This is a genomic window from Collinsella sp. CLA-AA-H302 (assembly GCF_040093305.1).
Classification (GTDB): Bacteria; Actinomycetota; Coriobacteriia; order Coriobacteriales; family Coriobacteriaceae; genus Collinsella.
Window position 1 is genome coordinate 129,744 of sequence record NZ_JBBNJW010000001.1, and the last position, 22,735, is coordinate 152,478.

At 51.0% G+C, this 22,735-nt stretch carries 20 protein-coding genes; 6 read left to right on the top strand and 14 right to left on the bottom strand.

Translation table 11 applies throughout. The features are described from left to right. Positions 1 to 308 precede the first annotated feature (308 nt). A complete protein-coding gene (locus tag AAAV21_RS00560; RefSeq protein ID WP_089571691.1) occupies positions 309 to 1,820 on the bottom strand; it encodes an IMP dehydrogenase in 1,512 nt (503 codons plus the stop codon). A gap of 193 nt (positions 1,821 to 2,013) precedes the next feature. On the opposite strand from AAAV21_RS00560, the gene AAAV21_RS00565 reads away from it, so the two are divergent. Continuing rightward, positions 2,014 to 2,361, top strand: a complete 348-nt coding sequence (locus AAAV21_RS00565) for a LysR family transcriptional regulator (protein ID WP_349106637.1) — start codon at positions 2,014 to 2,016, stop codon at positions 2,359 to 2,361. A 223-nt stretch (positions 2,362 to 2,584) separates the two neighbouring features. Here the strand turns inward: AAAV21_RS00565 and AAAV21_RS00570 are convergent, their stop codons facing one another. Both AAAV21_RS00570 and AAAV21_RS00575 read right to left on the bottom strand, forming a co-directional pair. Beyond that, the gene (locus AAAV21_RS00570; protein WP_349106639.1) at positions 2,585 to 3,577 is read right to left on the bottom strand and encodes a PLP-dependent transferase; all 993 of its coding nucleotides are present in this window, start codon (positions 3,575 to 3,577) and stop codon (positions 2,585 to 2,587) included. Between the two features lie 146 nt (positions 3,578 to 3,723). Beyond that, complete coding sequence (locus AAAV21_RS00575; protein WP_349106641.1) at positions 3,724 to 4,230, bottom strand: hypothetical protein; 507 nt, start codon at positions 4,228 to 4,230, stop codon at positions 3,724 to 3,726. Positions 4,231 to 5,311: 1,081 nt separating this feature from the next. On the opposite strand from AAAV21_RS00575, the gene AAAV21_RS00580 reads away from it, so the two are divergent. After that, the gene (locus AAAV21_RS00580) at positions 5,312 to 5,626 is read left to right on the top strand and encodes a hypothetical protein (protein ID WP_349106642.1); all 315 of its coding nucleotides are present in this window, start codon (positions 5,312 to 5,314) and stop codon (positions 5,624 to 5,626) included. Here the strand turns inward: AAAV21_RS00580 and AAAV21_RS00585 are convergent. The 3 genes from AAAV21_RS00585 to AAAV21_RS00595 all read right to left on the bottom strand — a co-directional run bounded on the left by AAAV21_RS00585 (position 5,623) and on the right by AAAV21_RS00595 (position 8,635). Next, complete coding sequence (locus tag AAAV21_RS00585) at positions 5,623 to 6,582, bottom strand: hypothetical protein (RefSeq protein ID WP_349106644.1); 960 nt, start codon at positions 6,580 to 6,582, stop codon at positions 5,623 to 5,625. The two genes, AAAV21_RS00580 and AAAV21_RS00585, sit on opposite strands and share 4 nt — an antisense overlap. Next, a complete protein-coding gene (locus tag AAAV21_RS00590; RefSeq protein WP_349106646.1) occupies positions 6,572 to 7,060 on the bottom strand; it encodes a type II toxin-antitoxin system antitoxin SocA domain-containing protein in 489 nt (162 codons plus the stop codon). Before AAAV21_RS00590 ends, AAAV21_RS00585 begins: the two co-directional genes overlap by 11 nt. Positions 7,061 to 7,540: 480 nt before the next feature. Further along, entirely contained in the window at positions 7,541 to 8,635 is a 1,095-nt protein-coding gene (locus AAAV21_RS00595; protein ID WP_349106649.1) for an LPO_1073/Vpar_1526 family protein, read from the bottom strand. Positions 8,636 to 9,108: 473 nt separating this feature from the next. On the opposite strand from AAAV21_RS00595, the gene AAAV21_RS00600 reads away from it, so the two are divergent. The 4 genes from AAAV21_RS00600 to AAAV21_RS00615 all read left to right on the top strand — a co-directional run bounded on the left by AAAV21_RS00600 (position 9,109) and on the right by AAAV21_RS00615 (position 13,494). Next, the gene (locus AAAV21_RS00600; protein ID WP_349106650.1) at positions 9,109 to 9,969 is read left to right on the top strand and encodes a hypothetical protein; all 861 of its coding nucleotides are present in this window, start codon (positions 9,109 to 9,111) and stop codon (positions 9,967 to 9,969) included. 3 nt (positions 9,970 to 9,972) lie between these two features. Then, positions 9,973 to 11,169 (top strand): AAA family ATPase, encoded by a 1,197-nt coding sequence (locus AAAV21_RS00605; protein WP_349106652.1) that lies wholly within the window; start codon positions 9,973 to 9,975, stop codon positions 11,167 to 11,169. A gap of 373 nt (positions 11,170 to 11,542) precedes the next feature. Beyond that, complete coding sequence (locus tag AAAV21_RS00610) at positions 11,543 to 12,214, top strand: hypothetical protein (protein WP_349106655.1); 672 nt, start codon at positions 11,543 to 11,545, stop codon at positions 12,212 to 12,214. 191 nt (positions 12,215 to 12,405) lie between these two features. After that, a complete protein-coding gene (locus AAAV21_RS00615; RefSeq protein WP_349106657.1) occupies positions 12,406 to 13,494 on the top strand; it encodes a transglutaminase domain-containing protein in 1,089 nt (362 codons plus the stop codon). Between the two features lie 602 nt (positions 13,495 to 14,096). Here AAAV21_RS00615 and AAAV21_RS00620 read toward each other — a convergent pair. The 8 genes from AAAV21_RS00620 to AAAV21_RS00655 are packed head-to-tail and all read right to left on the bottom strand — an operon-like array spanning position 14,097 to position 22,729. Beyond that, entirely contained in the window at positions 14,097 to 15,161 is a 1,065-nt protein-coding gene (locus tag AAAV21_RS00620; protein WP_349106659.1) for a Coenzyme F420 hydrogenase/dehydrogenase, beta subunit C-terminal domain, read from the bottom strand. Then, positions 15,158 to 16,273 carry a polysaccharide pyruvyl transferase family protein gene (locus AAAV21_RS00625; RefSeq protein ID WP_349106661.1) on the bottom strand — a complete coding sequence of 372 codons (1,116 nt, stop codon included), beginning with the start codon at positions 16,271 to 16,273 and terminating at the stop codon, positions 15,158 to 15,160. Before AAAV21_RS00625 ends, AAAV21_RS00620 begins: the two co-directional genes overlap by 4 nt. A 13-nt stretch (positions 16,274 to 16,286) precedes the next feature. Beyond that, positions 16,287 to 16,790 carry an acyltransferase gene (locus AAAV21_RS00630; RefSeq protein ID WP_349106664.1) on the bottom strand — a complete coding sequence of 168 codons (504 nt, stop codon included), beginning with the start codon at positions 16,788 to 16,790 and terminating at the stop codon, positions 16,287 to 16,289. Continuing rightward, positions 16,787 to 18,052 (bottom strand): oligosaccharide flippase family protein, encoded by a 1,266-nt coding sequence (locus tag AAAV21_RS00635; protein ID WP_349106666.1) that lies wholly within the window; start codon positions 18,050 to 18,052, stop codon positions 16,787 to 16,789. The genes AAAV21_RS00630 and AAAV21_RS00635 overlap by 4 nt, the downstream gene beginning before the upstream one ends. After that, positions 18,052 to 19,248 (bottom strand): glycosyltransferase, encoded by a 1,197-nt coding sequence (locus AAAV21_RS00640; protein WP_349106669.1) that lies wholly within the window; start codon positions 19,246 to 19,248, stop codon positions 18,052 to 18,054. Before AAAV21_RS00640 ends, AAAV21_RS00635 begins: the two co-directional genes overlap by 1 nt. Further along, positions 19,245 to 20,321: an EpsG family protein gene (locus tag AAAV21_RS00645; protein ID WP_349106672.1), complete on the bottom strand. Its 1,077-nt coding sequence runs from the start codon at positions 20,319 to 20,321 to the stop codon at positions 19,245 to 19,247. The genes AAAV21_RS00640 and AAAV21_RS00645 overlap by 4 nt, the downstream gene beginning before the upstream one ends. Before the next feature lie 7 nt (positions 20,322 to 20,328). Continuing rightward, complete coding sequence (locus tag AAAV21_RS00650) at positions 20,329 to 21,420, bottom strand: glycosyltransferase family 1 protein (RefSeq protein WP_349106674.1); 1,092 nt, start codon at positions 21,418 to 21,420, stop codon at positions 20,329 to 20,331. Beyond that, on the bottom strand, positions 21,410 to 22,729 hold the full coding sequence (locus AAAV21_RS00655) for a glycosyltransferase family 4 protein (protein WP_349106676.1): 1,320 nt from the start codon (positions 22,727 to 22,729) through the stop codon (positions 21,410 to 21,412). The genes AAAV21_RS00650 and AAAV21_RS00655 overlap by 11 nt, the downstream gene beginning before the upstream one ends. Between the last annotated feature and the right edge of the window lie 6 nt (positions 22,730 to 22,735).

Here is a 22,735-nt window from a genome sequence, read left to right on the forward strand (position 1 = left end):
CCTGCGCAAGACGAAGAGCACATTAAGTGCTCTTCTTTGCGTGCGGAACTTGTAGCGAACAAAGCTAAGCCGCCCGACCCTAAGGTTGACTCGACTGATAATAGCAAATACGACAAGCGAGATGCCTGCGACTTGCAGGCATCTCGCTTTATCTAAATAACGTGGTTGATGCTCAACCTTTATGTGCAACCCGTTCTAGAACGAACGGGTTTTCCAAGTGCCGCAGATTGCCGTGAAAGAGGAGCGACGCGTACTTTGGTACGCGAGCGACGGTTTGAACGGCAAGGTGCGGTGCTTGGGAAAGCCGCTTATCGATAAGATACGGACTGCTGGGAGTCCTTGACGACAACGTCGTGGGCTCCGCCTTCGACGATGGAGGTGGAGCTGACCAGGGTCAGGCGTGCCTTTTCCTGGAGCTCGGGGATCGAGAGGGCACCGCAATTGCACATCGTGGACTTGACCTTGTAGAGCGTGCCGCCCACGCCGTCCTTGAGGGAACCGGCGTAGGGAACGTAGGAGTCAACGCCCTCGACGAAGCTGAGCTTCGCGGCGCCGCCCAGGTCGTAGCGCTGCCAGTTGCGGGCACGTGCAGAACCCTCGCCCCAGTACTCCTTCATGTACTGACCGTTCACGTTGACGCGCTCGGTCGGGCTCTCGTCGAAGCGGGCGAAGTAGCGACCCAGCATCATAAAGTCGGCACCCATGGCAAGGGCGAGCGTCATGTGGTAGTCGTAGACGATGCCGCCGTCGGAGCACACGGGCACGTAGACGCCGGTCTCCTCGTAGTACTCGTCGCGAGCGCGGCAGACGTCGATCAGCGCGGTGGCCTGGCCACGGCCAATGCCCTTGGTCTCGCGGGTAATGCAGATGGAACCGCCGCCGATACCGACCTTGATGAAGTCGGCACCGCAGTCGGCCAGGAAGCGGAAGCCCTCGGCGTCGACAACGTTACCGGCACCGACCTTGACGTCCTCGCCGTAGTTGGCGCGGATCCACTCGATGGTGCGCTTCTGCCACTCGCTGAAGCCCTCGGAGGAGTCGATGCACAGGACATCGGCACCGGCCTCGATGAGCAGCGGCACGCGCTCGGCATAGTCGCGGGTGTTGATACCGGCGCCGACCATGTAGCGCTTGTCGTTATCGAGCAGCTCGTTGGGGTTGGTCTTGTGGCTGTCGTAGTCCTTGCGGAAGACGATACCCATAAGGTGATCGTTGTCGTCGACGATAGGCAGAGCGTTGAGCTTGTTGTCCCAGATGACGTCGTTGGCAACCTTAAGGCTGATGTTCTTGTCGCCCACGATGAGCTGCTCACGCGGGGTCATGAACTCGGAGACCTTCTTCTGGTGGTCATCGCGGCTGGGGCGATAGTCACGGCTGGTGACGATACCCAGGAGCTTGCCCTTGGGAGTGCCGTCGTCGGTGACCGGCATGGTGGAGTGACCGGTCTTCTCCTTGAGCTCGATGACCTGCTCCATGGTCATGTCGGGGGTCAGCGTGGAATCGGACTGAACAAAGCCGGCCTTGTGATCCTTGACGGCCTTGACCATAGCGGCCTCGGACTCGGGGGTCTGGGAACCGTAAATGAAGGACAGGCCACCCTCGGTAGCGAGCGCGACACCCATGTCGACGCCCGAGACGGACTGCATGATGGCGGAAACCATGGGGATGTTCAGGGTGATTGCCGGCTTCTCACCGCGCTTAAAGCGGGTTAGCGGCGTCTTAAGAGAGACGTTGTTGGGGATGCACTGCGAGGACGAGTAACCAGGGACCAGCAGATACTCCGAAAACGTGTGGGACTCACCGGGAAAGAACGTAGCCATGTTTCTCCTTTTTCCATGCGACCGGTCGGCTGCAGGCCTCGTAGGACCCAGCCCAACCTTGGGCGCCCAATACTGGGGAAGTATCTTAACGCACTTTGACTGCTACAATGCATGATTTAAGAAGAGCACACGAGGGTTTGACGCAGGCTTTGCGTTTGCCCAGCAAACACTTTAGCGGGGAGATGCGGAGCACATGGAGTACAAGACGACGGCAAAGTTGGTCATTCAAGCGTGCGACAAAGACCTGCCGGGCGTGTTCGGCCACGGCTGCGTCTTGCTGCTGCAGGGTATTGCCCACGAACACTCGCTCAACCGTGCCGCCAAGAGCATGGGCATGGCGTATTCCAAGGCCTGGCGCATCGTGAACGAGGCCGAAGGCCAGCTGGGCTGCAAGCTCATCGAGCGCGACGGAGCCCGCGGATCATCGCTCACCCCCGCCGGCGAGCGCGCCATAGCGGTCTACGAGGAGCTGCAGGCCGACATCAACCAAGTAATTGCCGCAAAGGCCAACGACCTCATCGCCAGCATCAATGCAGAGTAGTCCTTTTAGGCCGTTTTTAGCCCACAGCGCCCTCGGGTTGAGGCTCGCGCCACAAAACGGGCCCATCTACTACGTTTAGTTGAATACCCACGACCATACCGGACATTATGAAAACAAAACCGCTGGTAAACAGCTTGGTAATTTTCAAAATAGGCGGGTGTGGTCGACCCCTATTGCTTAAACGTAGTAAATAGGCCGTTTTCGTGACACAGACCCCGATTAGCTACTTGCGAAGGGCGTTATCGAGAGTGGCAGCCACCTGCAGAGGGTCGTCGGTGCCGGCGAAGAGGCGGATGGTGCTCCCCTGCTTGCCGCGTGGAGCCGAAAGGCGCGTCGTTGCGCCGCCGGCGGGCGATGCGCGAAACTCCCCCGGCAAAGCGTCGAACAGCTCTCCCGCGCTACGCTCGATAAGATCAAATTCAACTGCCGGGCCAAAACCATGCTCGAGGATTCCCGTTGCAGCCGCATGGTCGGAATGCGGGCTCAGCCCGGGATAGCGCACGTTGCGCACCATCTCATTGGCGGCCAGATACTCGGCCAGTGCACGTGCGCGGTCAAAGTGCGCCTGCATGCGAGCGTCGAGCGAGGAAAGCCCACACTCCAGCACGTCGGCCTCCTCGGTAGAAAGGTCGAGCGCCGACGCACCGCAGCCCGCAAACAACGCGTGCACGCATTCAGCCGCGGCATCCACGCGATGGCGCTTGAGTTGCGAGCGCGCCACCGAAGCGGCAACCAACTTGCGCGAGGCCTTACCGGCGCACACGCGGTCGAGCGCCTCGAGCGACAGCACGGCACCCAGCCGCAGCGGATCGCAGCCAAAAGCCGACGCCACGGTGTTATCCACCACAAGCAGCGCGCGGGCATCGCGGGCCGCGCGACCCAGAGCACGCAGATCGGGAACGCGCAGTCCAAACCCGCCGATGGAGTTAACGAACCACCACAGATGCGGCCCCTCGGAATCAAACGTAGCATCAAAGCCCTCGGACGCAGCAGTAAACGCCGCAACCGACGGCTCCTCCACCATAGCCACGTCGCAGCACTCAAAGCCGCGCGCAAACGCATCGGCAAAGTCATCGGCAAACGCAACCAGGCGATCGCCGGGACGTACAATCCCCAACAGAGACAGCGCCGCCGGCACATGCGAGGCCGCAACCAATCGCGCCTCACGCGCGCCGGCCCTCAAAGCCCAGGCCTCTTCTAGCTGCTGTACGTCCACGCGGCACCGTCCCTTCATAAGCAAAAACCCACGATGCGGGTGTTCCCCGCATCGTGGGCAACGGCTGCAGTATAGCGCCGATAGGCGACGAAACGCCTAGATGCTGAGCGTGTGATAGGTCACGCTCGCACCCGGAGCGTCAACGGTCACGCCATAGGCCTCGGGTGGCCAAAAGCGTCTGCAACGTCGAGCATCTCAAAGTTGGCATCCCGGCTGTCAAAGATACGATGCACCAACACCGCGAGTTCCTCGGCACACAGCAGGGGAAACGGCGCATCTGCCGCACCCTGAAGCGCGTCCGACCCGCCCGAGCATGCCTCGAACAACGGAACCAAAAATGCGTCGGTTAATGCCGGCGATGCGGTATACAGATACGGCACGCGCAGGACTTTGGCTTGGATGCCGTCGCGCGATGCATAGTAACGGCACAGGTCGTTGGCAGCGCGGGCGATAATGCCCTCGCCCGTCTGGGCGCCACTGGCGGCCGTGGCGTCGTCGTCACATCCGCCAGTGGTGCCCTCTGCACCCGCGGGCCCCGCAATAAACAGCAGCTGCACATTGCGTCCCATACAGGCACGAAACACCGAGCGCAGCAGCCCAATGTCGCCAAAAGTAACGGTATGCGGGGTGAGGTAGGTAGAAAGGTAGACCACGCGCTCAAACTCGTAGGCCTGGTCCAGGTGCTGGAGGAGCTCTTTCCACGAAGCATGGGGCGACGACTCATCGCGGCGCGCGTCCTGCGCGGCTACGACCTACACATGGTCGCTGGGGAACGGCTTGGAGCAAAAGTCATCGTCAACATATGCGGTGTTGCCAACAACCAGCACCTCCATGGCGTACTCCCCCCCCCCCCTAAAATCCACTTCTGTCATAGTCAAACATGCGTATTTTACACTGTCAACGCGAGTTGAGGCGCCTTTAAGGCTGTTTTAAGAACTTTTTAGAGGATGTGGGGACATCGAGAGTGCTAAATGAGCGCCCAATCCGGAAGTGCGGCGAAAATCCGAGAACTGCCGACCAAACCCCTGTTTTAAACTTCCCCGACCTGCGGTTTTGTTGCTAAAAATCGGGCAGTGCTCAGAGATTTTCGATTTGTCCCCGCACTTCCGAAATAACGACTCTGCATCGAGGGCTCTGGAAACAAAGGCGGCATCCGCGACAACATCCAGTTGTCGCGGAAACATCAAAGGGCCGTTGCCGGAAAACCGAACAACGACCCTTCTTGGTCATCGCCTCACGCAGAGTGCACGACGACTGTATCACTGAGAACATCTTACCGTAACGTCTATCAACCCAATAGGGCGCTAATCAGGATCGATCAGGAATGCAGCCGTTCGTCCCAATTTCCATCTAAATAAAACTAAGGGATGCCCTCCGTTAGGAAGGAACCCCCTTGCAAAACGATGACCTATAGCAGACCTTCGTTTTTCATTTAGGACATCATAGCGCAGCATCACTATTTCGAAGAGCGGTTGGACACAAATAGATTGAGAACATTGTTCGCTGCAAGTCCGCCTACAAGAGAACAGGCAACGGTTGTTCTGTCCAAACAGCCAATAATATGGCACCGACTATCAGCGAAAGATTAAGAAGTACCGTTCCATATTGCGCTCAGGAAATCTGCTCAGCACCGACCTTATTCATGGCGTCAAGTCGAGCCGACTCTGCCCTATCCAACGCGGTAGCAGTTTCAATTAGCTACTTCAAGGTTTTAGCTTTAAAGACTTCTCCGAGATGATTCTGACCGCCATCAAGGTGACCATCTTATTCGAGCTCCTCGTCGAGCGAGCCCTCGCCTCGGAAACCTTCTTGCTCATTTCCAGACCTGACCATGTCGGAAATGTTCTCACCGTTGAGTTCATCGTGCGACGCCTTTTTTGCTCTCGCCATGCACATAGCAACATAAACGAAAGCACGGCGTATCAAGCTGAAGGAGCAGAAATCGCCAAAATGAGAGGGCTGACGCATCAGCCCTCTTCAGGTGTTACCCGAAGGTTTCCACCGCAATTAGGTATATTAAAACGAGCAATAGCCCACCTTGTTATTTAGTTTGCAGCCGGAGTGCAGCAGCTCAAATAAGAAAGTACTCCAAACAATGCCATAAGAACAATTGAAGCCGCTTCACAAATGACAATAACTTTCATCTGGCAAAATTGCTTGCCGTCGCCAGAGGGCCCTTGGACGAGACGGTAGATAAACGAAAAGGCAGCATACAGTGTATTGAACAGGAAGAATCCCACAACCGAGACAATAAAAGCAATCTGAAAGATGCTTGTATTGGAAGTGGTCGCACCGATTGAAGACGTGGTAAACGATACACCAGCATTAAATGCAAGCGTAATGGCAGAAAAGATGCCCAGAATACCGATTAGCTCCGTCTGCATCCTTTTGGCTTTATTCTCTGCTTTAATTGCAGCCTTTTTTGCTGACTTAAGTGCATTTTTAGCTGATTTGAGTGCATCCTCTGTCTTGGCAAGCTCCTCATTAGATTGCACAAGGCTCTTATTAGCTCGTCCGACCTCGTCGACGAGCATCTTCATCCTGCCACTGTTTGCTCCAGAGCGCCTTGCCTCAAGATTAACATGGTCGTACAACTTCTCGAGTCTTCTGTCTCGTTGAAGAATCAAGATGTCGTCATCATTTTCAATTGCAGATGCACCATCATGATCGTAGACAATGAACACTCTTAGATTGGCAGCAAGAACAGATGCCCTAACCTGCTCCTGCTGAATTTCGGAATTAAACTGAGCTATTCGCTCGCGTGCCTCGCTCTCACTGGTCTCAGGATGATTAAAGCTTTCGATTACTTCAACAATGCTCGAATATCGATGGCGAAATTCTTTGTCCGCGTAAACTTTAGCCAAAACTCCAGCGCAAGAGACTATCTCGTTCTGATTCTCAAACTCATGATCAGCCATGACGCGTAGACACTCATCAAGCCTCCGTTGCGCCGCTGCCTTCTGATCACGCCAAGCTTTAGAGCCGTAAGGAGCCTCAGCAGCCATAGGTTTCCTTAATGATCTCGTCCGTAATCACATCGCCGTAACCAGAAGCCTCCTTCTCATCACGGTTATAGACGCGGTCCCATGCCTTGCCTTTTTCATGTGACTCGGCAACAAGAGCCCAGGCGGGCCTATCAACCCACTCTGCGTAGACGGATTCAAGCGAGGCTCTCATATCAATGGAGTGCTGCTCATGATCATGTTTAAATGATTCGATATCGAACGGGGTCTCATCTAGTGAAAACTCCGGTCTTAGGATGGGGCTACCACCATATCGAGAATAGGCATTGTAAACATACGGAATGACTGGACCGTACTGCCAAGCATGGATTTCATCATCGAATAGTTTGTTCCAAGCATGCTTTTGCATATAGTCGACTTGAGCGAAAAAGAGCATCTTCTGGAGCTGAAGGTTACTGATGAGTTTGTTATTCTCACATGCATGGCTAACTAGAAATGCAGCGCACTGTATAGCCTTCATAACGATGCCTCACCTTTCCTGTTAGAAATAGTGAGCGAGTATTATACCCTCCGACAAACCACTAATCAAGTTTTAATATTTTCTGATTTGAAAGACACACAAAAGTGTACCAATGGGATGTCTTTATCTATATCTGGGCCCGCTGCCTACCAAATCACATCTGCAGAAATGCTCTCTTTCATGATTCTTAAAACCCTCTCATCAACCGAAGCTCCAACAACCTCAGCAAGCTCGATTCCAAGTTTTAAGAATTTTGCCCAACCGAAATCAAGCAGCAATTTCCCTTACCATTGTTCCTGATACAAAGCAAGGCGCTGCAATGAGTACAGCTTCAGCTCGTCACCGGGGTCAACAGTGAAAGAAATCCATTCACCAGTCATTTGCCTTAACTTCGTTGCTTACTAAATCACCCATCGCTTGCTCCCTAAATCCAGCTGAATCATTAAGCCAACGGCATGAAATAGCCTGCGTCCCACCCTACTATTCGGGCAAGCTGGAGTTCAACCTTCTGGCGTTAGCGCTGGCGAGGCATTCGCCAGCAGGCGTGAGCCTCGGAACCAGTGGAATGGAATTCCACCAGTCATGCACTTTAACCAGCACAGGAAGCTTAAACATTTCCTTCTTGAGGTTTTCCTTAATGAAGGCGACGCAGGAGTCATCTTGGCTTAATTGGCAAATGAATCGTAATGCTTCAATCTGCGCATTGCTCAGTGGAATGCCCGGTATGGAGGCATCACAATCATGCCTATATAACAGGTTGTCGAAGCGATCAATATACCTGAGAGACAATCGCCTATACCCAGGATTCAACTCATGATCGACAAGCAAATCCGTTGGCAATCCCGCCTCTTCAAGCTTTTCTAGTACCTCTGCCTCTTCAGCGGAATCCACCCCAACTCCGCAAACGGTATATCCCTTCAACATGTCAAACTGAAGGTCAAGAAACGGCGTAAGCGATGTGATCGATGAGTATCTAATTGCATCAAGGATATCTAAATCGTCTATCCAATCCGTACCAGCGGGTAGAAGGTTCAAGGGAAGACTCTCGTATATCCCGGCTAAGGTCTTGATACCATCGCCAATAACACCGGAAGATGGGGTGTACCTATTTACGGCAAAAAACACCGTTAACCCCGCAAGCTCCTCATCAGTAAGAAACTCGACAATCTCGATTGCCTTACTCACCCCAGTGGCAACGTGGCGATCCGATGGCGACTCAAAGCGTTTGACTAATAGCTCAGCCAGCATCTGATGGTCATCCGCAGAGTTAGTCCTTGCAGCGGCATTTGCTGCTGCACCTAACGTCGCCGCACACGACGGCTCGCGAAGCGATTCGAAAAGCTGTAATTGATTCCCGACAATGGCATACAGCTCATCTTTAAAACTATTCAACCTCTGTTCGACTGCAAGCCTTGACTCCATAAGGCAAGACTCAATAGCCCTGTCGCACGCAGCGCTTACGATGTCATAAACCCGCTCTTCAGATATCCCGATGTTCTGCACAAACGTCTGCGTTTGAATCTGGTTTGCATTATCGCCAGCCTTTTGGATTTGCTTATTTGTCGTTGCGCTCATTTACGACACCAACCTGAATCTGCTTTGAGCCTTTACCGGCCTTCTGAGACTGCTTGACGGATCTCTGCCCAACCTTGTAGCTGACGGGAACACTAACTAGAGCAGTCACGAGAGCGCCGGCAATAGCCGCTATAACCGATGAGCCCAGACCATCAAACATGGACGCCGGATCCATAAGCAACCTCCAAAGCAGCTAGGAACAGATAAGTGTTGACAATAGAAGTCTATCGCTGAAATATGTGCCGAAACACCTCTGAAGCTAGTAGGTTTTCAAAGATGAGCAGGACACTGCCCCAGTATGCCACGTGTTAACAAAAGGACGTCTGTATCTCGCCAACGGTCTACCCTATCAATAGGATCTTTTGATACTTCGCAACCAAATTTTGGCTTCAGCTTGGCACACGCTCACGCGATACTATAACTTAGAATACAATAGATAGAACAAATGTACGAATCAAATAGATTGGAACGACATGTCAAATGAAACCGAGGCCACGGACCTCTTCACGGCGTATTACATGAACCATTCTAAAGTTTATGAAATGCGCATGTTGCTAAACAATACGATTTGGAAAGAGCGCTCAAACGAAAAAGAGAAGGCAACATCCGGTAATGCGGAAATCCATGCAAAAGGAGAAGGGAAGGTCCCGCTCTTTTCAAAATTATCCGGGGATGCAGACGTAAACTTAGGACACGAGAAGCGAACAAAGCTGATAGACACGCTCGAATACATCAACACCAAGAGCCGAATGCTTGCTGAGATCAAAGGAAACTGCCTCGGTTTTGACGAAAATAAGAGTAAAGAGGGCGACCTCGTCTACATCAATAATGTGAGCCTCTCACTACTCGACGAGGACGAAGTTCGCACCCTCATAACGGTCATGTCGGGAACGTTCGACGGCATTCAAATCCCTGAGGCTGGCGGCCTCGATGTGGGGCACCTATTTCAGTCCTTCATCAAGTCGGGCGCGTCGTTCAAGCTTATCGGGAGAATTGGCGACGAGGAGAGCAACAACATTATCTTGAAGATCCCCATCGATGGAGCGGATCTCTTCGAGAGCGGCTACTCAGTCGACGACCTTCTCATCGGTAAGGTCGGAATCATCGGGATCTGCAAGGGGAAAGTTTGCCCATCGGACCTTCGCAGCTCGTACGAATATTTTCAAACAAAAGGAAAGACGGCTGAACCGGAGGACGACGGCTTCATTGACGGCTCAACCAAAGAGCGAACTGACGATCAAGTAGATAATCCGATAGTACAAGAAAAGGAGACCGAAGCAACCTACATCGACGTCATCGCCGTCATCCAAGCAGTCAATAAAAAGAATGAATAAGCCATGCTGAACTTAATCACATACAGAAAGGACCAGTTCGCCCGTCTCAGAAACCTGCTCGAAAGCGAAGGTTACGATTTTATCTCGGTGTTATCGCTTGCTCGCGCGGCAGATAATGCGCAACAAGCAGAAAAACGCAACAAGGCGCTCGATGTTTCGTCACTCTTGCCCTTACTCGACCCCTCGAGCAGCAACAGGGATCTCGGTGCAGCATTAGAAACCCTTCTCTATCGAATGCCAGACACTACAGTGTTCATCGCCGACGAAGCGGTAGCGAGCAGATATGCCTACGAGACGCGCACATTATTCGACGCCTCAAAACCCTGCAACATCAAGGGGGCTATCGAGGATCAAACCATGCCAACTGAAAAGAAACCAAAACGCCTGATAGACCTAGACGACTCAGAGACAAAAGAGCTACTCGACCAGTTCGTACACGACCTCATCGGGCAGGATAATTTCAAAGATGATTTCCGCAAACAGGTCGAAATTTTCAGGCTGTTTAACAGCATCGGAGAACAGCCGATTCTCTCCCTATTCCTGATCGGCCCCTCAGGCGTGGGCAAAACCGAGACTGCAAGGATCCTCAGTAGCCTGCTCGCGCCGGGGGAATCGCTGGCAAAAATCAACTTTGGCAACTACAGCAGCAAGGACTCGCTCAATTCACTCATCGGCAGCCCGCGTGGCTACATGGGCAGCGAAGAGGGCGAGCTAACAATGAAGATAGAGCGCAGCAAGTCGGGCGTCATTCTCATCGACGAGTTCGAAAAGGGAGATTCCGCAGTCTGGAGCTTCTTCCTAGACCTGCTCGAGAACGGCAAGTTCACGGATTCCCAGGGCGAGGAACACGACCTTAACGGCTATACCATAGTATTCACCTCGAACACACCGAGAACCGAGGTGCAGGAAAAGTTCCCACCGGAACTGCTCTCGAGGCTCAATCTCAAAGTAGATTTCGCGGCCCTGAGCGATAAGGAGAAAAAGACCTTCGTAAGCAGGTATATAGCATCGGTCGCTAAAAAATACCGTTCAAGCGTCGACGAGTCTCTTGAAGATCAGAACGTTATCGCCGAACGAGCGCTTCAGGAGATCAACACCGCAAACGAAGATAATATCCGTATCCTCAAGAACAACGCGCGCAAATGGTTCGCGGACTACATCGCAGAACGAAAAGAGGGTCCGTCGGAAACGTTGGCGTAAGGATGACGCCCTAGCGCCCGTTTAACGAATAACGGTCCTCGTCCTAGAGTCTGAAATCACCACAACAACAGATTCTGGGAAAGAACGAAGACCGCTGCAGAAATCTTGTCAGACCCGACGCCGGACATGCTCTACATGCCCCGTTTCGATGATGGCGCCATCGACATGCGAGAGCTGCTCAGGCGCCTCGCCGAACAGGTCGTGGACGTCGTGATGGACGCAGAAGCCGACCGGCCGTGCGGGAGCGGGACCGAATAAATCAATTTGCGAGAGAAGGTTTTGGGGGACGTCGTTATCTTGGTCTCAAGGTGCCCGGACGGTGCCCGGACGAACGAGTTAGCCCGGGACAGAACCGCTCAAGAAAGGACATGCCATGCCCAACGGCGCCATCGCATACCTACTCAAGTTCGCGCCCAAGGAAGCATACATCGACGACCTGATAAGCGGTCGCCTCTACATGAACGCGGCCGGCTACTACCATGGCCTGCCTGGCGAACAGGGCGATCCACTCGAGGCGTCCATGGCCCCTGGGGCATGTCTATTCAGATATACTTGCCTGCCCATCTACTGCATGTACACGGTCCGCGAGAACGATATCGTCGACAACACCGTGAAAATCCCGATGCGCATGATCCAGGAGTTCGGGTGCGCGGACGGGTGGATCGGTATTGTGCAGTACGACAGCTTCGCACGCCTCGCCGACAGACACATTGCCGACGACGGAAGCGTCTACGCCCACGGTCCCATCTCCTACGGCGTCCCCGGGCCAAAACTGATTCGCGAGATCTTTGAGGGCATCCCGCACAATCTCGTTATCAAAACGCCCAAGTACGCATATCAGAAGGAGTATCGAATCATCGGGTCGCGACCGGTCGAATGTCGTCTTTTACCAGACGAGAATCACCCTGGCTGCAAAATTGAAAAATACGACCATGCGGAACTAGACTTAGGCTGCAGCCTCGCGGACTATTCCTGGAAGGTCTCGGTGCCGAGCCTCGAAGAAGCGGAAGACGGCCTCATGTTGAAGCTGCCGCATCGCGTGTAGTCAACCCAGCTCGGGTCAGAGCGCCGTCGGGGACTAAAACAAGCCCGCTACCTCACCCTCCCCAACATTCCCCAGAAAGTTTGCTGATGTTGAGTGGGGTTCCCGTAAAATTAACCCCAACAAAATATGTGCGGAGTGCTGGCCTGGAGCTGCCTTCGGACCCTATTGGCTGCTCACCGAGAGGCTCCGCTATGAAACGACCCCTTTACTACCTGCTCTGCGCGATTGCGTGCACGTCCATGGTCAGCGCGACGATGCCCATGGCAGCCATTGCGGAAGCCATCCGGCCTCGGGCAACAGCCGAGCAGCAGGCGCAAGCCGACGCCGCGAGCAGCGACACAGGCAAGGCTGAAGACGGCGCCAACACAAGCGCGGCAGCAGATACCGAAGAGGACGGCACCGCAACACCCACCGGCACCAGCGCAGCCAACACGGAAAGCGCAAACGGCACCGCCGCCACGCCCGGCACCCCCGCCACGCCCGGCACCACCGCCGCAACCGACACACCCACCCCATCCCTCCTCGCCCAAGCCACCCCCACGCCCGAGGCCATCTCCACCACGTCACAAACCACCTACGCCCACTCCGCCACGGCAACCCAAAACGGCGTCACCTTCACCGTCTCGTGGAACGACGCCCCCGCGGGCACCGCGACGACCTTCCACGTAACCCAGGCCAACGGCTCGTCCCAGGCCAAGGCGCGCATGGACGTGCCCACCTATTGGGACGGCGGCAGTCAGGAAAGCGTCTGCGACCCGTCGCGCCCGGCATGGGCCAGCTACCACAGCCTGGGCACCGCGGGCCACGACTTCACCTTTGACTTCACGGCATCGGGAACGTACCGAATCCACTTCTACTTTATGGACAACGACAGAAACGACCCCCAAAACGACAAGGGGATCTACTACCTGCGCACCACGGCGGAGGTGACCGTAAACGACGCCGCCCGCCCGAGCGTCACGCAGATCGTCAACGGTGCCGTAAACCTGTGCAGGCAACAGACAAACGGCTCGAAATACGACATGGCGCTGTGGCTCCACGACTGGACGCTCGACCAGCTGGAGTACGACCACAGCCTCAACTGGTGCTCGGCCGAAAGCGGCCTCACGCGCCACCAGGGCACCTGCGAGAGCTACCAGCGCATCTACTCCAAGCTCCTTGACGCCGCGGGCATCGCCAACGGCCGCATCACCGGCAACGGCCACACCTGGAACGCCGTAAAGATCGACGGCAAATGGTGCCAGATGGACCTAACCTGGGACGACACCAGCGACAACTGATACAGAGACCCGGAGCAACGCCTTGCCGTTGCGCGTGCGGTCTACTCCGGCTCCCCCGTGCTTCTGCTCGATAAATGTACAGCGGCCCTCGACCCCAAGACCGAGCGAGAAATGCTGGATCGCATGCGAAATCTCGGCCGTACCGTCATCATCGTCACGCATCGTACTGCTGCGATTTCACGGAGGTGAAGGACAGCCTTGTGCTGAAGTCACTAACAACCGCATAGGAGGCCAAAGAGACAGATATTTCGTTGATCGGAAGGCCTAGCACAAAGTTCAGGCCGAAGCCAGCTGAGACAATGGGCGCAGACACGACACGGCCCAGACCGTATTCAACGCGCACCCCATAAAGGAGTAGTACCCGAGGCTTGATGGCGAAGGTTATACGGATTCGGCCATAGACAGGATTGCAGACGAGGTCGATACTGGCAAGGCAATCATACGGCAACACCACAATCCTGCCGTCAGCAAAAGGCACCGAGTCCATGGCGGTCTCAGTGCCTAAGCGTCAAATTAACGGTATCGTTTCGTGTTATTCAGCAGCGCGCAAACGATGAAATACTCACAGGATATCCAGCCATCTCAAAGTGACCGTATTCATATTATCGCCTTAGCGTGTATAGAAAGCGTACGGCCTTCCACGGAAGAAGACGACGAATCCTCGCCGTAACACTCAACCGCGGCTTAAGAAGCACCCCAAATGCCTTATCGTAATCTCCATCGGCAACTGCTTTCTCTACTTCTTTGGCAAGTTGTTCTTGCTCTTCAGTTCGCTTGGTCGGTCCAGCCAGATTGCCATTCCGTGCAATCACATTCTCAACAGTTGAATCAATCCATTCACATTTATCAATGCAATAATCATTGAAAAACTCATTCGCCTCTATCGAATTAATAAGCACTGCTGAGACTCCGCGCTCATCGTAGAAATCCGGGTGGCAATCCTCTATTCCCCAAAAGTCACCGACTGTAAAGTCTCCGGCACGCTCTATTCGAGCAAAGGGGCAACTATAGCAACATTTACGATATATAATGCCCTTTGCAAACGCAGAGTAGTAGGGGTCATCGCTTGCCTGCCCAAGCTTCTCATGTCGTTTACCGGATCGGTAGTAGTAGTAGTAGTAGTAGAGCCCCCATCCCATTAGCTTATTTCTAAACTCATAGCCGTGGATGCCGTCATCCGTCCGCTCAATTGCTGAAAGCCAGCTGATGTACGCTTTGAAAATCTCTTGTCCAGGGGTGCCGTGACAGATCAAGTCGACACAGACAAGGGAGCCCGGCAGATTGGCCACATTTCTTTTTTTCAAATAGGACCTCAGCGCCGCAATCTGACAGGGCGTCCCGGAATACAGGACATCCACGCCCCTGCTCAGGTAGTCATAGCATTCTCCATAGGTATCCGCTACATCGCTGCGAACGTATTTCGAACCCTGCAAAGCTCGCAATTCTGAAACGTTCTTTGCACAGACGTGCTCAACCATACCAGATTCAAGAAGAGCCGCACCAAACACAACTCCCCCCCTGTTGAGCATTGCATGCGCAAGAACGACAAAAGCGCCGCCAGAGGCGGAAGAGGCAATACTCGCGTCATCAGTATTACGAAGCGCGATAACTCGTAATGGCGCATTAAGCAATGAAGCGAACGAGGAGGATTCGGAACGGGTATTCATCGGCCACCAACCCCCGTCAATGAAACGGCCTTCTTAAGAAACTTGTCAGTATCACATCTCGCGGCAGCCAGCTTTTCCGCTACGCCATCATAAACAACGTCTTCTAAAAGCAGACGGTCTCTCGATTCCACAGAAAGCCACCTATCTCGAAGGCCGCATATACCCAAAAGATTGTCAATTCGAGTATTAAAATTGCCTCTGCAATAAACCGCAAAGTTACGTTCCAACATCGTAGAGAATGCAGTCACATGAAAAGAGTCAGTAATGACCATGCTGGCACCCTTAATAAGACCGACAAGCTCCTCGACTTCTGGAATAAAAACAGGGGAACCGCCCTCGCGTACCTGATCATAGCGAAGGCAAACGCGCCTCAACTTAAGTCCACGGCTCCTCGCAAATTCAGAAGCAAAGCCGTCGATCACACGGTCAGGATGCAAGCGATAAAGAAGTACGTAGCCTTCTTCACCGACAAGTTTTTCATCGGCGAAATCGGACCAGAATTCTTTCCCCATTGCAAGTGTTGGATCGAGAACGCGCTGCGCTTTAATCCCAAGGCTCGCGAGCAAGTCAACGGCGCTCTGCTCGCGAACGGAAATCATGTCATAGCGACTGAGCTTGTCAGCTAAATAACTCGCTTCACTATCATCAACGCTCGTATTCCCGATGCTTGCCGCATAAGAAAACTTAGGCTTATCGTTCGGAACGAAGTCAAGATAGTAAGCTGGCAGAATACCCCCATTGAGCGTAGAATTCCAAGTCTGATCGCTACCGGTGCAATAAGCATCCGCAACAGGAAGATCCTCAAGTAGCTCATCATTTGAAAGATATCTCTTACGTGTCAGACTGATACGACGGTCAAGAAAGCCGTTGAACACTGTTTCCCATCTTTTGACCGACGGATACAGTATCGGCCGCGCAATAATATTCAGTGGGAAAGAATGATTGTTAGCATGTAGCGACAATAGATTCTCATCAAGATTGTCGGCTCGCCAATAATCGATGACTTCGACCTCACACCCAAGCTGCCTCAGCTTTTCCTGAGTAGCAAATGTCTGAAGTACTGAACCGTAGTTTTTTACAGCATGCAATGTAATAACATCAATTTTAGGCACAATACGCGTCCCTTCAATTTGTACGGATTATCGGAGCAATGTTCAGATCACGACTCTGCGTCACGATACTGTCAGGGGGAATATCGCTTGCAACGACAACATTTGCCCCCACAACGCAGCCATCTCCAATCGTCACTCCCTTGAGCACAACAACGTTGGTGCCCAGCCAGCAGTTATCCCCAATTTTGATAGAAGCACTTTTGTATCCCTGTTCTGCCAGCCGAGAAAAACTAGAAAAACGGTGATTGTGATCGTAGACAGTCACGTTTTCGCCAAATAAACAGTTTCTGCCAATCTCTATCCTCTTCATACAGTTGAGAGAACAACCGTTATTAAAAAAAGTGCCGTCACCAACAACCAACGAACCTTCGGGGCCCAGCCTCAGCCTCATAACGTCACGTGAGGAAACACAGTCCCCGAACTCAACTCGCCCAGGATACTCAAGACTCCAAATAGCAATTCGAATCTTTGTCTGGAGTGAATTCTTTAGATTTCTAAGTCTAATTAAAATATTCATTTAGACCCCCTTTTAATGGGATCGCTTCCAAGCAGATTGTATTTACAGACATAAATGGCCCTAAATGCAAGTAAAACAAACTCACAGAAACAACGAAGCGTTGCAACCGCGACAATGCTGAAGGCTCCAATTATATAAAGAGCCCCGAGACCAAGAAGAAGCAATACGGTTGCAGTCAATGAAGTTCGAGTCATCTCTTCAACATAGCCTGCTGCACCAAGCAGAGGCCAACCAAGAAGAATGACAGGAAAACCAAAGAAGAATAGAGGGGCAAGACAAGCAATAACGTATGAGCCCGCCACATAATCAACGCCTCCCAGAAGAAGCATGATCTGGTCAGAAAGGAAGAAGACCACTGCAGCAATAAACAGTGCGACTGGGGTCGCCAGCATCAACATCCTTCTCGCGAGCTTTTGGTCATATTCATTAATCATATGTGGGTAAAGAGCGTTGGTCAGAGGCGTATAGAGCGCGTTTACGGCATTTGCAACAGTCATACCAAGGCTCCAATATGAAACTACCGCAGAATCGGAAATCCAAAGCCCCACAGCGATTGTCGTCGCAGAAGACATAATGGTCCCTGAAACATTTGACAAGAAATAAAGAGCAGATCCTTTAATGGAAGCCCAAATAGACTGCAGGCTTGGCATTCCGATGACCAGTCCGAAATCACGTGAAAGTGAGACAAAAGATAGGGCAAGCGCAACAAATGCGGAAATGACATCAAGCAAACCGACAAGCCAAAGGTCATTTGGGCCCTTAACGAGAGCAAACGTGAGTACAGTCGCAAGAAGCTTTGAAATGACATAGCGTGAAGTCAAAATACCAAGTTTTTCATATGCCATAAAAATAAAATCCGGCATGAGAACAGAAAAACAGATGCTCAGATAGCATAGAAAAGTAAACGGGATGTTTTCGCCCATAAGTGGAATTGCGACACACATACCGAAGATGATTGGGAGACCGATGATCTGAAGCACTAGCTTTGAAGCCAGAATGCTGCCAATTGTCTTCTCAACGCGCTTCAAATCATCTTTAAATCCAGCAACGAGTTTAGCGCCGTGAAGGTTAAAGCCAAACTCAAGAAGCAACTGGGCAAAAGACATCACAGCCAAAACATAGGCACGTACAGCATATCCCTCAACACCGAGAACTCTGGTCAAATAGGGCAAAGTTACAAAAGGAAGGATGTACTTTGCAAGTTGCAGGGCATACTGCGCTGCGGAATTTTTCAAGAAGGTTTTTCGATGCTCGTTAACCATTATTCTCCATCTTTGAATTCAGTCCCAAATAAAGAGCCCAGGTAAACCTGAGGATCGTTTTCTCGTCTGACGCGCTTAACTCCGCTCTTGGACCAGGATTCCCATATCACCCGATTAATAATGAGACACTCGTTTAGCACTTTCGTGATAGCTGGCACGGACAAGGGGTTGAATAAAATCCCGTCCTTTCCAATCAGCTCTGGTATGCCTCCTCGATTAGAACCCAAGCAAACAGTACCGCAGGCAAGAGCCTCAAGAACAGTGGTCGGATAGTTCTCGATCCAGAGGGAAGGGGCAATAAGATACTTTGCCTTGACAATTTCCTCCAAAGTTTCCTCACGAGATAGTTTGCCAAGAACGTTGATTCCGTTCGCATCCTCCAGTAGAGAGGTAAATGTATCCTCGTAATCCCTCTCAACAGATCCAATAATTCGAAGGCGCCATCCTGCCCGAGCTAAGTCAGAGGATTTCCATGCTTTGATAAGATTCGTACAGCCTTTTCGTTCTGAAACGGCGCCAACATAAACAATGACATCATCGCGTTCACTAAACGACGAGCACGACACCTGTGGCGCTTTAAAGGGATTACGCACGCAATCCGCAGCGATGTTGTTCGCAGCACAGGTCGTAACCAAGAACTCACTGGGCGACACCAGCCTATCGAATGCATGGCGTCGAGCAGAGTTTATCCTATTCATTAACAATCGCTTTAGCTTATCTTGAAAGTTAAGACAGCATTTATCGCCGAAACAATTCTCAGCGCAATAACCCGAGCATACTGATCCATCATCGTGAATGCACCACGACCTTGGACAGACCACACCATAGTCATGCAAAGTCTGCAGGCTAGTAACTGATGGATGCCTAGCACGATATGCACTAATAGCACTGCAAATAGAAAGCATACTGTTAACCGCGTTATGCACATGGATAACCTCAGGCTGAAAATCCTCAATGAGTTGTAGAAGATCACTCCTAAGCGCGCTATCGCCAAACAGGCGAATACGCAGTTTCCAAGCGCTCCCCCCGTCAATGGGATAGTTATGATGATCTGGGAATTCAGACTTAATGAAATTAGGGTCAAATGTAATTGTTCTTACATCAAAACCAGCATTCAAACAAAGCTGGACTTCATCCCTAAAGACATTTTCGGCACCACCGCATTCATATAGCTCATTAGCGATAAGAAGCCTCATAAGTGACGACCACCATCTTCAATCAAAATACACCTATACTCAGCGACTCCATTACTATCACCGCTAAAATAAGTGTCATAAACCAGGCGCGATCCAAGAATAAGTGACAAAAAGACTGCAAGACCCAGCGATAGCAACTGTGTTTTGCAATACATACACAGGATTGGAATTAAAACGATATAAGCAACGGTGAAATACAAATCAAAACGCTCTGCATTGGGAATTGCAGCTGAACAAGATGCTGAAAAAAGAGCAAAAATTGCGGCGTTTATCAAAACACGATATCTTGAATCAAAATCAGGACTCTTACACTGAAGAAAGAGAGTTATCGATGCAACGAGAAGCGTAACAAAAAATTCAACGTAATAAATACGATTCTTAAAGTAGCTGCTAGCGAAATAATCACCGCGACCGAATACGTTCGCAACGGTCTTAAGAAAAGAGGGCGCCACAAACCCAAGTGCAAATAAAATTACGGAAAGAAAGAGAACGGTTACTTGCGAATACTTTCTTCTAAATAAGAAATATAGTGGAAAATAAACAAGCGCAGTGAAATGCAAGCTGGCCGCAAGTGAAATTAATACAAAGTAACGTGCTGGTTCTCTACTTGCAGCAAAACGAATCGCAAAAGCAACAATCGCAAGAGCAGCGGCTTGTCGAATGCCACTCAACGAAAAGAGCCATACCTGACTTAAAAAAAGCAATAATAACGAAAATGCAACGTTATTAGTCCATTCAAGAATAAACTTATACATAAAAAAATGAAAAATCAAAGCCATGATTGCAAAAACCCAGAAAGAACTTCCGTGAAAGAAGCCCACGAGAAAATTGATTGCAAGATAGCCAGGTTCGAATCTAGAATAATTCCATGAGCGCCCATGAAGCACTGACTGATAACCATAGTCATAGACCCAGAGGTAGTCCGTACCAATGCCATAGCGAAACACAGATACAAGTAATATAGGGAGTACGGGTAGCCATAAAAGAAGATTGTTGCTGCTAGATCTTCTATTACGACAAAAAAGCATAGACAAAAAAATAGATAGAGCAAATGCCCCGCAGTAAACAGGCATAAAGTACCTACCTAACTGAATCAATGTTAATAAGATTCATATACTGTTCGGCAATCGCATCCCAGTTAAAGTCAGGCAAATATCTTTCTGCAATCTCAGAGAGCCTATTTCGATCAACGTCGCCATTGACGACATCGATCATGCGCCTGATTAACGAATCCTCATCTTTTAAATCAAAGAACAGCCCATAATCTCTGGAGATCTCGCGATTGATCGGGATATCACTCAAGATAATAGGAAGCCCGACACTCATACACTCAATCTGGGCAAATCCAAATCCCTCATAGACAGTCGGGAACACAAAAGCCGCAGCTTCGTTATAAAGCCTATTCAAATCTGAATCACTTACGTATCCGGTGAAGAGGATATCGTTGCCATATTTTGACTCACGCGCCTTGGCGATGAATTCTTCACCGCCGTAACCGAGACGTCCAGCAAAAACCATTTTGTAGTCTTTCGCAAGCTCATGTTCTTTGAGCTTAAGGAACGCATCGAGAACAAGGCCGACGTTTTTCCGCTTTTCAATCGTACTTACGAACAGAAAGAACTTCTGAGGTGTAAGCAAAGATAGAGTTGCATTTTCATAGGGGTCAGGACAAAAATCTTTATGGATGCCTTCATAGAGACCAAGCCAAGTGTAGGCAATCTTTGATGAGTAGCCCGGAAAGAAATCAGCTATCTCCTTCTTTACCGATTCGGAAATCGTAAGAACAAGATCGGATTTCTTCACGCTATTGCGTATCATCGCTCGATTGTAATAACGATACGCCGTGGGAAGAGTATCAGGATGAAGGAACGAGACCATATCTGGAATGCAGCAAACGACCTTGCAGGGAAGCCTTCTATACGGTATGGCATAATTTGTAAATAAGACGGCATCATACTTTCCGGCAAGCCGATAAAACTCGCCGGAATTAACGTATTTAAGGTAGTCAAATCTATTTGACTTGCGACTGGAACTCGCAGGCTTCCACGAGATTAGATCGACGTCGATATCATCACGCCTCGAAAGCGCCTCATAGAGATACTGGCTGTATTTCCCGATTCCAGTCCCAAGGGAAATCTGCATCCCATCATCAATCAATAGCTTAAGCGACATTTGCATCCCCCTTCGCATCTTCAGAACTCTCAAACCCCAAGTAGCTGAAGTTTGCAAGAGACTTTTGCCAGTCGAATATTTCAATCGCCTTCCGACGAGCAGATGAGGCCAAACGTATAGCAAGGTCCTTATCATCAAGAAGCCTTCGTACCGCAGCGGCTTGTCCCGTAGCGCCATCGGCAACAAATGCATCAACGCAATCAATAAGGCCAATTCCTTCATTACCAATCGCGTTCGTTACTATGGGCACGCCAATTGCCATTGCTTCAAGGATCTTTGTCTTGATTCCGGTTCCGTACGTAATGGGTGCCAAGAAGACACTTGTAGATCGAAGGGCAGCACGAGTATCTTCAACCCTACCTAAAAACTTGATCTGATTGTTACTCTTAAACTCGTCAATAAGGTCTTCGCTGGCAGTTCCGACAACCTCAAGCATCACATCAGGCCCTATAAGCGGAAGCACCTCATCTGCGATATAACGAAGGGAATCCGCATTCGCAGCCGAGCGCATATCACCAAGGAACGAAACAACACCAGGTCGGGGAGAAGGCTCTGGGCCGGACGTGTAGAACGGGCAATCTACGCCCAAAGGAACTGCAATGATATTGCTATTACCTGTTTCAGCAGTCAGTCGCTCCGCCTCAACTGGAGAGACGAGAACAACGTAATCAAATTGTTTGGGAGCATCATGTTCCAGCCTGCGCATGCGAGCAGATTCAGTTCCAAGAACAAACTTCTGAAGCGTGGAATTAGACGCAAGTTTCGCCACCCCGCCCTTAAAGTTGGCAGTGTACTTGCCAGCAACACCGCCAGTTTTATTAAGTGTATTCAGACTATTAAGTTGCCGTTGGTAACGTACGGAAAACGAATCCTCCATGTACAGCACTTTTTTACAAGGTAGATCCGAAATGGCATCAATATATGGAGAAAGTCGAGGTAAATCAATGAAAACGTGAGAGGGCTTCAGCTTAACCGTAAGGTCCCTAAGTTGTTTAGCTACTGCTTTGGACTTGAATAGGGTACACTGAATAGGCCCCCCGCAAACACCCTTTGCAAGAGCCGTTGTGAGATTTTTCACGATCGTTTTCTTGTCAGGTTTATTGGCAAGCGCAACGCTTGAAATAAAATCGGGGCGCGACAAAACCGACTGCTCGTCTTGGCCTGCTTCCAAGAATGAGAGGACATGGACATCGCAATCGTACTCTGAAACGAGCCCCTTACAATAATTTGTCAAAACAACCTTATGCCCATCGTTGGCAGGCCAAAAAATACGATCCGTAAAGAAAAGGACTTTTTTCCTTTTTGTCATCTTCCT

Bases quoted from the DNA above. Each gene is read 5' to 3' on its own strand.
- AAAV21_RS00650 (WP_349106674.1), bottom strand. From the start codon at position 21,420: ATGTCGCTTAAGCTATTGATTGATGATGGGATGCAGATTTCCCTTGGG.
- AAAV21_RS00655 (WP_349106676.1), bottom strand. From the start codon at position 22,729: ATGACAAAAAGGAAAAAAGTCCTTTTCTTTACGGATCGTATTTTTTGG.
- AAAV21_RS00565 (WP_349106637.1), top strand. From the start codon at position 2,014: ATGGAGTACAAGACGACGGCAAAGTTGGTCATTCAAGCGTGCGACAAA.
- AAAV21_RS00585 (WP_349106644.1), bottom strand. From the start codon at position 6,582: ATGGCTGCTGAGGCTCCTTACGGCTCTAAAGCTTGGCGTGATCAGAAG.
- AAAV21_RS00620 (WP_349106659.1), bottom strand. From the start codon at position 15,161: ATGAATACCCGTTCCGAATCCTCCTCGTTCGCTTCATTGCTTAATGCG.
- AAAV21_RS00590 (WP_349106646.1), bottom strand. From the start codon at position 7,060: ATGAAGGCTATACAGTGCGCTGCATTTCTAGTTAGCCATGCATGTGAG.
- AAAV21_RS00580 (WP_349106642.1), top strand. From the start codon at position 5,312: ATGATTCTGACCGCCATCAAGGTGACCATCTTATTCGAGCTCCTCGTC.
- AAAV21_RS00605 (WP_349106652.1), top strand. From the start codon at position 9,973: ATGCTGAACTTAATCACATACAGAAAGGACCAGTTCGCCCGTCTCAGA.
- AAAV21_RS00645 (WP_349106672.1), bottom strand. From the start codon at position 20,321: ATGCCTGTTTACTGCGGGGCATTTGCTCTATCTATTTTTTTGTCTATG.
- AAAV21_RS00600 (WP_349106650.1), top strand. From the start codon at position 9,109: ATGTCAAATGAAACCGAGGCCACGGACCTCTTCACGGCGTATTACATG.
- AAAV21_RS00630 (WP_349106664.1), bottom strand. From the start codon at position 16,790: ATGAATATTTTAATTAGACTTAGAAATCTAAAGAATTCACTCCAGACA.
- AAAV21_RS00640 (WP_349106669.1), bottom strand. From the start codon at position 19,248: ATGAGGCTTCTTATCGCTAATGAGCTATATGAATGCGGTGGTGCCGAA.
- AAAV21_RS00595 (WP_349106649.1), bottom strand. From the start codon at position 8,635: ATGAGCGCAACGACAAATAAGCAAATCCAAAAGGCTGGCGATAATGCA.
- AAAV21_RS00615 (WP_349106657.1), top strand. From the start codon at position 12,406: ATGAAACGACCCCTTTACTACCTGCTCTGCGCGATTGCGTGCACGTCC.
- AAAV21_RS00635 (WP_349106666.1), bottom strand. From the start codon at position 18,052: ATGGTTAACGAGCATCGAAAAACCTTCTTGAAAAATTCCGCAGCGCAG.
- AAAV21_RS00610 (WP_349106655.1), top strand. From the start codon at position 11,543: ATGCCCAACGGCGCCATCGCATACCTACTCAAGTTCGCGCCCAAGGAA.
- AAAV21_RS00560 (WP_089571691.1), bottom strand. From the start codon at position 1,820: ATGGCTACGTTCTTTCCCGGTGAGTCCCACACGTTTTCGGAGTATCTG.